The 12,503-nt window shown below is 45.7% G+C and carries 12 protein-coding genes; 10 read left to right on the top strand and 2 right to left on the bottom strand.

The genetic code is table 11. The features are described 5' to 3' along the window. Window positions 1–48: 48 nt before the first annotated feature. Window positions 49–615: a hypothetical protein gene (locus ACWGXJ_RS16845; RefSeq protein ID WP_237166270.1), complete on the bottom strand. Its 567-nt coding sequence runs from the start codon at window positions 613–615 to the stop codon at window positions 49–51. Window positions 616–942: 327 nt separating this feature from the next. Here ACWGXJ_RS16845 and hrcA point away from each other — a divergent pair, with 327 nt between their 5' ends. The 10 genes from hrcA to ACWGXJ_RS16795 all read left to right on the top strand — a co-directional run bounded on the left by hrcA (window position 943) and on the right by ACWGXJ_RS16795 (window position 11,982). Then, the gene (gene hrcA / locus ACWGXJ_RS16840; RefSeq protein ID WP_452567197.1) at window positions 943–1,974 is read left to right on the top strand and encodes a heat-inducible transcriptional repressor HrcA; all 1,032 of its coding nucleotides are present in this window, start codon (window positions 943–945) and stop codon (window positions 1,972–1,974) included. A 121-nt stretch (window positions 1,975–2,095) separates the two neighbouring features. Further along, window positions 2,096–2,668, top strand: a complete 573-nt coding sequence (gene grpE, locus ACWGXJ_RS16835; RefSeq protein WP_013311172.1) for a nucleotide exchange factor GrpE — start codon at window positions 2,096–2,098, stop codon at window positions 2,666–2,668. Between the two features lie 87 nt (window positions 2,669–2,755). Continuing rightward, window positions 2,756–4,600 (top strand): molecular chaperone DnaK, encoded by a 1,845-nt coding sequence (dnaK, locus tag ACWGXJ_RS16830; RefSeq protein ID WP_013311171.1) that lies wholly within the window; start codon window positions 2,756–2,758, stop codon window positions 4,598–4,600. Window positions 4,601–4,847: 247 nt separating this feature from the next. Next, window positions 4,848–5,978: a molecular chaperone DnaJ gene (gene dnaJ / locus ACWGXJ_RS16825; protein WP_069290025.1), complete on the top strand. Its 1,131-nt coding sequence runs from the start codon at window positions 4,848–4,850 to the stop codon at window positions 5,976–5,978. Between the two features lie 155 nt (window positions 5,979–6,133). Next, window positions 6,134–7,789: a DcuS/MalK family sensor histidine kinase gene (gene dcuS / locus ACWGXJ_RS16820; RefSeq protein WP_452567196.1), complete on the top strand. Its 1,656-nt coding sequence runs from the start codon at window positions 6,134–6,136 to the stop codon at window positions 7,787–7,789. Then, entirely contained in the window at window positions 7,782–8,489 is a 708-nt protein-coding gene (dcuR, locus tag ACWGXJ_RS16815; protein ID WP_446675784.1) for a two-component system response regulator DcuR, read from the top strand. The genes dcuS and dcuR overlap by 8 nt, the downstream gene beginning before the upstream one ends. A 121-nt stretch (window positions 8,490–8,610) precedes the next feature. Continuing rightward, window positions 8,611–9,957 carry a 2-hydroxycarboxylate transporter family protein gene (locus tag ACWGXJ_RS16810; protein ID WP_452567195.1) on the top strand — a complete coding sequence of 449 codons (1,347 nt, stop codon included), beginning with the start codon at window positions 8,611–8,613 and terminating at the stop codon, window positions 9,955–9,957. Window positions 9,958–10,020: 63 nt separating this feature from the next. Beyond that, entirely contained in the window at window positions 10,021–11,217 is a 1,197-nt protein-coding gene (locus ACWGXJ_RS16805; RefSeq protein ID WP_235309324.1) for an NAD(P)-dependent malic enzyme, read from the top strand. A 180-nt stretch (window positions 11,218–11,397) separates the two neighbouring features. Further along, entirely contained in the window at window positions 11,398–11,772 is a 375-nt protein-coding gene (locus tag ACWGXJ_RS16800) for a hypothetical protein (protein ID WP_013311164.1), read from the top strand. Between the two features lie 24 nt (window positions 11,773–11,796). Beyond that, window positions 11,797–11,982 carry a YfhD family protein gene (locus ACWGXJ_RS16795; protein WP_069290020.1) on the top strand — a complete coding sequence of 62 codons (186 nt, stop codon included), beginning with the start codon at window positions 11,797–11,799 and terminating at the stop codon, window positions 11,980–11,982. A gap of 84 nt (window positions 11,983–12,066) precedes the next feature. Here the strand turns inward: ACWGXJ_RS16795 and ACWGXJ_RS16790 are convergent, their stop codons facing one another. Next, on the bottom strand, window positions 12,067–12,486 hold the full coding sequence (locus ACWGXJ_RS16790; protein ID WP_452567194.1) for a hypothetical protein: 420 nt from the start codon (window positions 12,484–12,486) through the stop codon (window positions 12,067–12,069). Window positions 12,487–12,503 lie beyond the last annotated feature (17 nt).

The following is a 12,503-nucleotide window of genomic DNA, read 5'->3' as shown; positions in this document are numbered from 1 at the left end:
GGACCTAATTATGCGTATATTATACAGCCTACATTGTTTAATCCTGATTCATTTCTCATATGTTTTGAGCAACCACCAAATGAATTGATGATGAGGCTCCAGTTCGGAAGGTATTCCATTCAGGCTTCTTATGGGATGGTCCTTATGATAATCAGTATCATTATAAAAGTATGCAGTGCCGTCTAATGGAACTCGGTGTTTATATTTATACAAGGCGACAACATATCTTTCGGACTCTCCGCTTCTGCTTGGACTATATGTATATCCTTCCCAATCGGCTAGTGTTAAATCATCGTAATGTTGTATTGCCGATATACTGTATTTTATTTGCTTGGGAATACTTGGGCTGAATTCTTGAGGGTAAAACAAAATGGTATTCCATATGCTTAAAAGTATCGTAGGAACCAAGATTAAGGCACAACACAGGGGGCTTAATTTACGAATTAAATGGATGACTGAAATAATAAGGGCTGCATTCAGGATGAATACCAATGGCAAAGCAACTATTCTTCCTAGTCCTGTATACGGAAACAACTCGATTAAAATTTGAAACATACAAATTGTAGGTAAAAGTGCGATCGATGCGTATAAAAGATTGCGGCGATTAGTTCTCAAATTTAATTCCTCCTCAAGGACAAAGAAGCTATAATGCTATGGAGACATAGTCTCGAATTTTTCTATTTTCTGTGTCACTATACATAATTACGGTTTTTATACGCTGGATATTGAGATTTTTCGTGAAAAAGTGTAAACGTTCTGGATTCATTCCAGTAAACTAAACTGTTGTGATAAATCTTGTTTATTGAAAATACTGATCTGACTTGACAATGATCAGGTCGGTTTGGTATTTTTGTATTATCGGTTAGCACTCATCGCGAACGAGTGCTAATGATTCCATTTAACAATCATGCTATTATGGATAAACAACAAGGGGGGATTCGCTTGTTAACCGAACGTCAGAGACTCATTCTGAATGCGATTATTGATGACTACATTCGTTCGGCTGAGCCAGTGGGTTCCCGCAGCATATCCAAAAGGCAGGATGTCGGATTCAGCCCGGCCACGATCCGTAATGAAATGTCGGATTTGGAGGAACAGGGCTATCTGGAGCAACCCCATACTTCTGCGGGACGCATCCCGTCTCATAAAGGTTATCGTTATTATGTGGACCATCTGGTGCCACTGAATACGCTGAAGCCTATGGAAATGCGGGAACTGAAAGCCTTTTACGCCGAAAAGCTGAATGTAATGGAACAAGTGATCCAGCATGCGTCAGGCATTTTGTCCCATATGACCAATTATACTTCCATCCTGCTTGGGCCGGAGGTTTTTCATACTTCATTGCGTCATTTTCAGCTGCTGCCGCTCAACGATACGACGGCTGTGGCGATAATCGTGACCAATACCGGTCAGGTGGAGAATAAAACGGTAGATATTCCACCGGGAATTTCGATTTCCGAGATGGAGAAGGTTGTGAATTTACTGAACAGCAAGCTGGTCGGTGTGCCGATTTATCAGCTTAAATCACGCCTTTACACCGCACTTGGTCAGGAGATGGAGAAGCATGTGTCTCATTTTGAGGACGCTATGAAGGTGCTGGATAAAGCACTGGATAATGAATCGGATCAGCGCTTGTATTTGAGCGGTGCGACGAACATGCTCAATCAACCTGAATTTAAAGATGTAGAAAAGGTTAAACATATTCTCGATCTGCTGGAGGAAACACCAACGCTACTTAAACTAATGACACCTGTTGCCGGGGCACCTGAAATTCAAGTCCGCATCGGCACTGAAAATGATCATGAAGCGTTTGCCAATTGTAGCCTGATTACTGCCACGTATGCAGTAGACGGAGAAGCGTTGGGCACTATAGGTATACTGGGTCCGACACGGATGGAATATGCGAGAGTTATTAATATTTTGGGTATCCTGTCTAAGGATTTGACCGCAATGCTAACGCAGCGGTTTAAATAGAACAAGACCGCATAGGTTGCGGTACTACATGTTCCGCGCCGGGATACGGTTTGTATCCTGCGCGGGTGCATTGTCGCGTGTTTTTGTAAAGGTAGTTATGACTTGAAGGAGGTGAAACATTTTGAAGGAAGAACAAGCGTTCCAAGAAGAAAAACAACAAAATGTAAGCACAGAGGAAGCCGCCGAAACGAGCCAGCAGGAAGAGCCGGTTAATGAAGCGGCGGCACTGGAAGACCAAGAAAGCGAAACAGAGCTGACTAAGCTTCGCGCTCAGGCGGAAGAGCATCAGCAACGGTTTTTACGCGCTCAGGCGGATTTTGATAATTTTCGCCGTCGTACGCTGAAAGAAAAAGAAGACCTTGCCAAATATGCATCTATGAAGCTGGTTACCGAGTTGGTGCCTGTTTTGGATAACTTCGAGCGTGCGCTGGCAACAGCACCGCAAGGAGCGGAGTCTGAGTCATTCAGCAAAGGCGTGGAAATGATTTTCCGCCAGTTTGAGAGTGTGCTTCAGGCAGAGGGAGTAACGGCCATGAATTCAGTGGGACAACCGTTTAATCCTGATTTCCATCAGGCTATTATGCAGGTAGAGAGCGAAGAGCATGAGGAAGGCATCGTCGTTGAAGAGGTACAAAAAGGATACATGCTGAAGGACAAGGTGCTTCGTCCAGCGATGGTAAAAGTGAGCATGTAGCTTTTTCAATATACATTAGAAATACATCATTTTGATTCAACCATTCTGGCCTGCGGGCCTCGTATATACAGAAGGAGGAATTGTCCGATGAGCAAAGTAATCGGTATTGACTTAGGTACAACCAACTCTTGTGTGGCTGTTATGGAGGGCGGCGAAGCGGTCGTTATTCCAAATCCGGAAGGCGCACGCACAACCCCTTCCGTTGTTGGTTTCAAAAAAGATGGAGAACGTACTGTAGGGGAAACGGCAAAACGCCAAGCAATTACGAACCCAGATCGTACAATCATGTCCATCAAGCGTCACATGGGTACAAATCATAAAGAAAGCATTGACGGCAAGGAATATTCCGCACAGGAAATTTCCGCTATGATTTTGCAAAAGCTGAAATCCGATGCTGAAGCTTACCTGGGACAAACGGTTTCTCAAGCTGTTATCACTGTTCCAGCTTACTTCAATGACGGTCAACGTCAAGCAACCAAGGATGCAGGTAAAATTGCCGGTCTGGAAGTTCTGCGGATTGTCAATGAGCCAACAGCAGCTGCATTGGCATACGGTATGGAAAAATCCGAAGACCAAACGATCCTCGTGTATGACCTGGGTGGTGGTACATTCGACGTATCCATTCTGGAACTGGGCGACGGTTTCTTCGAAGTTAAAGCAACAAGCGGCGATAACAAGCTGGGTGGCGATGACTTTGACCAAGTGATTATTGATTACCTCGTAAATGAGTTCAAAAAAGATCAAGGCATTGACCTGAGCAAAGATAAAGCTGCTGTACAACGTCTGAAAGATGCAGCGGAAAAAGCGAAAAAAGAACTGTCTGGCGTACTGACAACGACAATTTCTTTGCCGTTTATCACAGTAGCTGATGGCGTTCCACAGCATTTGGAGTTGAACCTGACTCGTGCGAAATTTGAAGAATTGTCTGAAGGTCTGGTAGAACGTACTTTGGGACCTACTCGTCAAGCGATGAAAGATGCAGGCATGAGTGCCAGCGACATCGACAAAATCGTTCTGGTCGGCGGTTCCACACGTATTCCGGCTGTACAAGAAGCAATCAAAAAGCTGACAGGTAAAGAGCCTCACAAAGGCGTAAACCCTGATGAAGTGGTAGCTTTGGGCGCGGCAGTTCAAGCGGGTGTACTGACTGGTGATGTGAAAGACGTCGTTCTCCTTGACGTAACTCCACTGTCCCTCGGTATTGAAACCGCAGGTGGCGTATTTACTAAAATGATTGATCGTAACACGACGATCCCTACGAGCAAATCGCAGGTGTTCTCGACGTATGCCGACAATCAGCCTAGCGTAGAAATTCACGTGTTGCAAGGTGAACGTGAAATGGCAGCAGGCAACAAAACGTTGGGTCGTTTCCAATTAGGAGATATCCCTCCAGCACCACGTGGTGTACCACAAATCGAAGTTACCTTTGATCTGGATGCGAACGGTATCGTGAACGTATCCGCTACAGATAAAGGCACAGGTAAAAGCCAAAAAATTACGATCACATCTTCGAGCGGCTTGAGCGATGAGGAAGTAGAACGTATGATGAAGGATGCCGAGTTGCATGCGGAAGAAGATAAAAAACGCAAAGATTTGGTAGAAGCGAAAAACGCTGCGGATCAACTGATCTACTCCGTAGACAAAACGATTAAAGATCTGGGTGAAAAAGCGGATGCAGGCGAAGTCGAAAAAGCAAATGCAGCTAAAGAAAATCTGCAAAAAACGCTGGAAACCGACAACCTGGAAGACATCAAAAAAGCTACTGAAGAACTGACTGAAATCGTTCAGCAATTGTCTGTGAAGCTGTATGAGCAAGCTGCTCAAGAAGCACAGGCTCAACAAGCTCAAGATGGCGCAGCAGACAGCAAAGGCCGCGACAATGTGGTTGACGCGGACTATGAAGTTGTTGACGAAGACCAGAAGAAAGACTAAGTTACGGATCGGGTAGTGGTAGCTTTACGGTACACCGATGCATTATGATATACTGAATAGTAATTGCAGCGTAGCTGCCTTGATAAATAACAATTAGCCGAAGGGTAACAGTTATTTCCAAGATAAATAAGCATATTACGGGTTGTACTGCCTTGAAATGATGGGAAGGTCAAAGCCGGGTCATCCCGTGCCTTTGGCTTTCCTTTTATATGTAGTGCAGACACGTTGTAGGCATGGGGGTGGAACATTGGCTGATAAGCGTGATTATTATGAGGTGCTGGGCGTCGCGAAGGGCGCTTCGGATGAAGAAGTCAAAAAGGCTTACCGTAAGCTTGCGCGTCAGTATCATCCGGACGTGAACAAGGCTGCGGACGCGGAAACTAAATTTAAAGAAGTGAAAGAAGCTTACGATGTTCTCAGCGATGGTCAGAAGCGGGCAAGATACGACCAGTATGGTCATGTAGACCCGAACCAGGGCATGGGAGGCGGCTTTGGTGGTGGTGCCGACTTCGGTGGCGGGTTTGGCGATATTTTTGATATGTTCTTTGGTGGCGGCGGCAACGGTCGACGTGATCCGAATGCACCGCAGCGTGGGAACGATCTTCAATATACGATGACGATTGAATTCAAGGAAGCGGTGTTCGGTAAAGAAACCGACATTCATATTGAACGTACGGAAACATGTGATACGTGTCACGGTACGGGAGCCAAAGCGGGTACTCAACCACAAACCTGCTCCGTCTGCCACGGTAGCGGACAGGAAGAAGTGGTGCAGAATACACCGTTTGGTCGTATGGTTAATCGACGCGCCTGCTCCAATTGCAGCGGTTCCGGTAAAATCATTAAAGAAAAATGTACGACTTGTAGCGGTTCGGGTCGGGTACGCAAGCAACGTAAAATTCATATCCGTATTCCAGCGGGTGTGGATGACGGCGCACAAATGCGTATTAACGGTGAAGGCGAAGGCGGTGTCAACGGAGGACCGGCAGGTGACTTGTACGTCGTGTTCCGCGTGAAATCGCACGACTTCTTTGAGCGTGAGGGAGACGATATCTACTGTGAAATTCCGCTGACGTTCTCGCAGGCAGCATTGGGAGATGAAGTCGAGATCCCAACGTTGACCGAGAAAGTGAAGCTGAAAGTTCCAGCAGGTACACAAACAGGTACTTACTTCCGTCTTAAAGGAAAAGGTGTGCCAAAACTGCGCGGCGTAGGTCAGGGTGACCAGCATATTAAGGTCGTTGTGGTAACGCCTAGTAAACTGAGTGAGGAACAAAAGGATTTGCTGCGTCAGTTCTCTTCGCTTAGCGGAGAGCAGACACATGAGAATGAGCAGTCTTTTTTTGACCGTGTGAAGCGCGCCTTCCGAGGCGACTAAGCCCAATTAGGAATCGCGGAGCTTCAACCATGAATCAAAGGAAACTATTCCGCAATTGCGGGATAGTTCCTTTTTTTATATTCACGTAAACACATACATAACCATTTTTGTATAGGCATGTTGAACTGTTGAGACTTAATATCAAGTAGAAAGGGGTGAGTTCCATCGGAAATGTACAGCTCAAGCCACGTCGGGGTAAACCGCTATTAAAGCTCAGAGGCCTAATTACACTGCTAGTATGTCTAGTTATGGCACTTGTGCTTCTGCCTGTAACCCTGTTATTTGCTGAGAGAGTGGAGCATGAAACTGAGAAGGGACTAGAAGAAAAGGCAATGTCCATCGCGCGTACACTCGCCCATACGCCGCTTATTGTCGAGCAATTGCAAGGGACGGGTTCGTCTCCCTCCATGCAGGAATATGTGAAGAGGGTTTCAGCAGCAAATCACATCCAGTTTATCGTGGCAATGGATATGAAGGGAATTCGTAAAACGCACCCGGATGCTAGGATGATCGGCAAAGCCTTTGTCGGCGGAGACGAATATACCGCACTTCATGGCCATGAGAGCGTGTCCGTTGCGAAGGGAACATTGGGCTTGTCCATGCGAGCCTTTTCCCCCGTGTTCAGTTTAACGGGGAAGCAGGTAGGGGCGATTGTTGTGGGTATATCCATGCAAGATGTACAGATGGCTCAGGAAGGCAACAACCGTCTTATTGCAATAGCCATTGGCACTGGAATGTTGATTGGCACTGGAGGTGCGGTTGTGCTGGCTCGTAAAATCAAAAATATGCTAGTCGGTCTCGAGCCGCCGGAAATCGCACGCTTGCTGGAGGAACGCAGCGCTATGTTGCAATCCATCAAGGAAGGAGTTATTGCGGTAGATGAATTCGGTTGCGTCATGCTGATGAATGCAGAAGCGATACGTCTGCTTAGACAAGCGGGGATTGAAGATTTCTCATTCTCCGGACAGGAGATTACCGTTTATCTATCCGCTTTTCGATTGCAAGAGGTCTTGGAAGCGAGTACTCCACAAATGGATGAGGAAATGGAGCTGGGTGGAATAACTTTGCTGACCACTAGTGTTCCGATACGGGTCAAGGGGGAAATTGTGGGGGCAATTGTAACCTTTCGGGATAAAACGGAGATGAACCAGCTTGCGGAACGTTTGACAGGAGTGTCCCTGTACACAGAAGCACTACGTGCGCAGGCTCATGAATTTATGAACAAGCTGCATGTCATTATGGGGATGGTACACTTACGAATGTATGATAAACTGGAGCATTACATTATGGATGCCGTCGAGCATCATCAAGTGGAGATTGGCTCCATCACCCGGCAGATCAGGGACCCAGTTATGGCAGGGTTTGTGTTGGGGAAATTAAGCCGGGCCAGAGAAGTAGGGGCGAATTTTGAACTGACTCCAGGTAGTTACTTGCCCGAATCCAGTCAAACTCAAACGACGCATGAACTGATTACTATTCTTGGCAATCTGTTTGATAATGCGGTGGAGGCGATGGAATCTTTGGAGCACAAGCGGATTACCCTTTCACTTTATTATGAGGAAAGTCAGAAGAACGGTTATCTGACCTGTATCATGTGCGATAATGGTCCGGGTATACCAGAAGGGCTTGTAAAGGCTATATTTGAAAAAGGTTTTTCGACCAAGGGAGAGTCACGAGGAATGGGCCTTTATCTGGTGACGCAAAGCGTGAAAAGATTACAGGGAAGTATAAAGTTGATCCCAGCCGAGCAAGGGTGCTGTTTTCAGATTACGATTCCATACATTATAGCGGGGAATGATGAACATGATTAATGTCCTGATTGTAGAAGATGATCCGATGGTTGCGGAATTTAACCGCAAATATATGGAGCAGGTGGAAGGTTTTCGATGTGGGGGCTGGGCTTCTTCTGTGGAAGAGGCGAAGAAATATATAGCTGAACAGGCCATTGATCTGATACTGCTAGATGTGTATATGCAGGAAAGCAATGGCCTCGATTTACTGTCATTCATACGGGAGACAGGTGTAAATATAGATGTCATTGTCATCTCGGCTGCAAGTGACATGAACAGTGTCAAAAAAGCGATGAACTTCGGCGCGGTGGATTACTTGATTAAGCCGTTTCACTTTAACCGTTTTTTGGAGGCCCTCACGGGGTACCGAGAGCACATTAGCATCGTGCGTGAGCACAATCTACTTTCTCAGGAGGAACTGGACCGACTGATTTATCATAAAAGCTTGACTAAAGACTTGGCACGGTTGCCCAAAGGCATAACTAAATCCACGCTGGCTATGATATGGAATTGTATCCAGCGGCATAATAAGGTACTATTTTCCACCGAGGATATTGCGGAGAGCGCAGGGATATCCAGGGTGTCTATGCGCAAGTACCTGGCTTTTATGACAGAGATTGAGGCTCTTTCCATGGAAACCATATACGGTACCATAGGACGCCCTGTTTACCAATACCGAATATTGCCACAGGCAGAAGGCATCATGAACAGTTTTATTTAAATCTTCTTTCTGATTACTTTAATTACAAAAGTGAATGATTAGTTATAAAACCAAATAAAGCGTTTTCCAAGGTGTAGAATGGAAACATGATCATCATTCTTCACTTTATGGAGGGAGATTTATGGAAAATGCTACGAATCAGCCTGTCATTCAAAAGGGGCAAAGGTGGAGTAAAAATTTTGTGGATGGCATCAGAATGCTGGGTAGGGTAAAGTTGGGGGTTATTCCTCTTCCACTCTATGCCGTGATTGCGCTGATTGTTTATGCAGCTGCAGTTACTGAAAGACTTCCAAACGATCTGTTGGGCGGGTTTGCCGTCATCATGATTTTAGGTATACTGCTCAGTGATCTAGGGGCCAAACTTCCGTTGCTTAAGCATATTGGCGGGCCGGCCATTTTATCACTTATGGTTCCATCGTTAATGGTATTTGGGAATATGTTTAGTCCATCTGCGATGGGTGCGGTACACACGCTTATGAAAACCTCGAATTTTCTTTACTTCTACATCGCATGTCTAGTAACGGGAAGTATTCTTGGCATGGATCGCAAAATGCTGATGAACGGAATTGTTAAAATTTTTGCCCCCATTATTATAGGATCTATTGCAGCTGTTGGCGTGGGAATGGTGGTGGGTATGGCTTTTGGCTATAGCGCCTATCATACATTTTTTTTCATCATCATTCCGATTATCTCCGGTGGGATTGGGGAAGGCATTTTACCGTTGTCCATTTCTTATGGATTAGTGCTGGGCAAGGATTCGGCAATATTCGTATCCCAGTTTATCCCGGCTGCAATTATTGGGAACATTGTTGCAATCATAGGTGCGGGTGTTCTGAAGAGATTAGCAGAGAAGAATCCAAAAACTTCAGGTAACGGAAGGTTACTAAAACTAGATAAAGATGCAGACAAGTTAGCCCCGGCAAGTCTGGAACAATCGATTTCTTTTCCATTGATGGGAGGAGGTCTGCTGTTGGCCTGTACTTTCTTTATTGTGGGTAAGCTGCTGGAGCCGTATCTCCATATTCCAGGTCCGATCCTCATGATTCTGGCGGCGGCATTAATTAAGTGTATTCAGATCATGCCGAACACATTGGAGCAGGGAGCTTTTCACTTGTACAAATGTATAACGGCAAGTCTGACGTGGCCCTTGATGGTGGGATTGGGTATTTTGTATGTACCTTTGGATAGTGTAGTTGGGATTTTAACGGTTCCTTATGCCATTACCTGCGCATCTGTTGTAGTTGCATTGATTGTTACCGGATACTTCACAGGAAAATGGATTCATATGTATCCCGTAGAAGCTGCTTTGGTGACTAGCTGTCGCGGTGGATTAGGGGGCACGGGAGATGTAGCCATTCTGTCTGCGTCCAATCGGATGGAACTGATGCCTTTTGCACAAATTGCAACACGTATTGGCGGGGCAGGCACGGTCATTTTAGCAACTTTGTTACTCCAATTTTGGAGCTGATGAGTTTTATACACAGGACTGAGTTTCATATCCAAATAGAGACATGAAAGGACGGAGAAAAATATGAGCAGTTTAATAGACGAAATTAGAGAATTACATGCAGGTGGCAAAATGGAGACCTTACCAAAGAAGCGAATTGAAACGATGGAGGGGTTATCCAAAGTGTATACGCCGGGTGTAGCTGAAATTTGTATGGAAATCGCCAATGACCCAGCCAAAGCGTATCAATTAACGATCAAAAAGAATACAGTAGCAGTCGTTTCAGACGGAACAGCAGTACTTGGATTAGGAGATATCGGACCGGAGGCCGCTATGCCTGTAATGGAGGGTAAAGCAGTGTTGTTCAAACAATTTGCAGGTGTCGACGCCTTCCCAATCTGTCTCAACACGAAGGACGCTGATGAAATTGTTCAAATTGTCAAAATGATTGCTCCTGCCTTTGGCGGCATTAATTTGGAAGATATATCTTCGCCACGCTGTTTTGAAATCGAGAGACGGTTGAAGCAGGAACTAGACATTCCAGTATTTCATGATGATCAGCATGGTACGGCAGTTGTTGTATTAGCGGGTCTGGTCAATGCATTAAAGGTATGTGGCAAAAAAATGGAGGATGTCAAAGTTGTATTTGCAGGGATTGGTGCGGCGGGTATGGCCTGCTCCCGTATGCTGCTTAAGGCAGGTGTGCGCAATCTGATTGGCGTTGATCGACAGGGAGCTATTCATCGTGACGTGGAGTACAGTAACCCGCATTGGACAGAGTATGCGAACATGACTAATCCGCACAATTTAAGTGGAAGTTTATCCGATGTGATTGTGGGAGCTGATGTATTCATCGGTGTTTCAGGCCCGAATATACTGACTGTAGAGGATATACAGAGCATGGCAACTGATCCTATTGTGTTCGCCATGGCGAATCCGAAGCCGGAAATTGATCCAGCTGTAGCCGCACCTCATGTACGTGTACTTGCTACCGGTCGCTCCGATTTTCCAAATCAGATTAACAATGTGCTGTGCTTCCCGGGAATTTTTCGGGGTGCTCTAGATTGCCATGCTACGACGATTAATGAGGAAATGAAACTAGCTGCCGGACTTGCCATCGCTGATGCGATCTGTCCTGAAGAGCTAAGTGAAACTTATATCATACCGAATGTTTTTAATCCGAAGGTGGTTCAAAAGGTACGGGATGCTGTTATTCGTGCTGCATGGGAGACAGGAGTAGCCAAGTCAGGTGAAGCTCCGGCAGCTACTTTACACCCGTAAAAGTTATAGTCTTCACAAACTATAGTTCACTGTCTAGGCCCACTGTTTCCATTATCGTCTGCATTCGTCTAGTCTTCGTAGGGAATATAAAATCGTGCCGATGAGCAGGATATAACAAAGCGTAACGCTCTATGCTTTTGAAGAGCAGTTACGCTCAATACTACACAGGGAGATTTTGAGATGGGCGAAAAAAATATTTTGGCGTATTTCAAAAGTCCTGAGGAAGCACAGGGAGCCGCTAGAAAACTGGAAGCTCTCCGGGTAGCCGATGTGTCGATAGACCGATTTAGCCGGTATCCGCGGCAGTCTACTGGCAACGCCGGATTGCCTGTATTTTCAGGACAGATTAGCAGCTTGTCCTCACTGACACAGGGCGTGGACTTTACAGATGCAACTCCAGCAATACTGGCTGCGGCTGATCCGTCCGCCAGTGGCATGAGTGATGGAGGACAAGGCGGACCGACAGGCCGCGATATTTTGTTGACCGCTGTGGTGGATGAATCCATACATCATCAGGCGATGTCCATCGTGGAACAGGCGGGTGGAATGCTGTGAAAAGTTTGGAAGGAGCAGTGACCGATGTCCAAAAACAAACGGTTTGATAAAGTGCTGACCAAAACCGAAAAAATCAAACGCATGCAATCTGCTAAAAATGAAGATGTGGAGTTCTCGGCAGATCAGGCAGATGCTGAGGATCTAGAAGCGATCCGGCGTAGCGAAGTAGCTGACCGTCGTCAGCAGCGTATCATAAACGACAATGAGTAGAATTTAATAAAACGGGTTATCCCCATCAACAATGATGATTTTGGGATAGCCCGTCTTATTTGTGTTCTTTCCTCTTCCTATTCATTATCCGCTATATGCTGTTGCACTAAAAACAAGAGGACCGGAGACAAATGCAGTCGTCGCAGGCGTCTGATTTTCAATAATCAGTTGGTAGTTTTGCACGCCCAGAGGTGCAACGTCTACCGTTTCGACATTAAGAATAATATTGTTATCGAAGACATTGGATTCCAGTCCGTAATAAATTTCTTTGCCAGCTCTCCAAATCCGTACAAGCACTCTAATGTTGCCAGCACCGACAAAACGTAGTCCAATCGAGGCTTTTAACTCTACTCGGTTGTTGACAGCTCCAGGAATAGCAGGATCAATAAATACAGACGTCGTAGCAATTCCAAGTCCGGCTGGAGAAATCGGAACAGGAAGATTTATACCATTCGTGATAGGTGTAATAACACGGGCATTATAATCTAACACCGTCTTTGCCATACTAAATCACTCCTTTT

This window comes from Paenibacillus sp. S33, assembly GCF_053615415.1.
Note: the sequence above shows the minus strand (reverse complement) of the source record. Positions and strands in the feature narration are given on the sequence as shown.

What these genes read in the sequence shown, in the direction of transcription:
- dnaK (WP_013311171.1), top strand. Translation starts at nt 2,756, where the DNA reads ATGAGCAAAGTAATCGGTATTGACTTAGGTACAACCAACTCTTGTGTG.
- dcuR (WP_446675784.1), top strand. Translation starts at nt 7,782, where the DNA reads ATGATTAATGTCCTGATTGTAGAAGATGATCCGATGGTTGCGGAATTT.
- ACWGXJ_RS16810 (WP_452567195.1), top strand. Translation starts at nt 8,611, where the DNA reads ATGGAAAATGCTACGAATCAGCCTGTCATTCAAAAGGGGCAAAGGTGG.
- ACWGXJ_RS16805 (WP_235309324.1), top strand. Translation starts at nt 10,021, where the DNA reads ATGAGCAGTTTAATAGACGAAATTAGAGAATTACATGCAGGTGGCAAA.
- ACWGXJ_RS16800 (WP_013311164.1), top strand. Translation starts at nt 11,398, where the DNA reads ATGGGCGAAAAAAATATTTTGGCGTATTTCAAAAGTCCTGAGGAAGCA.
- ACWGXJ_RS16795 (WP_069290020.1), top strand. Translation starts at nt 11,797, where the DNA reads ATGTCCAAAAACAAACGGTTTGATAAAGTGCTGACCAAAACCGAAAAA.
- ACWGXJ_RS16790 (WP_452567194.1), bottom strand. Translation starts at nt 12,486, where the DNA reads ATGGCAAAGACGGTGTTAGATTATAATGCCCGTGTTATTACACCTATC.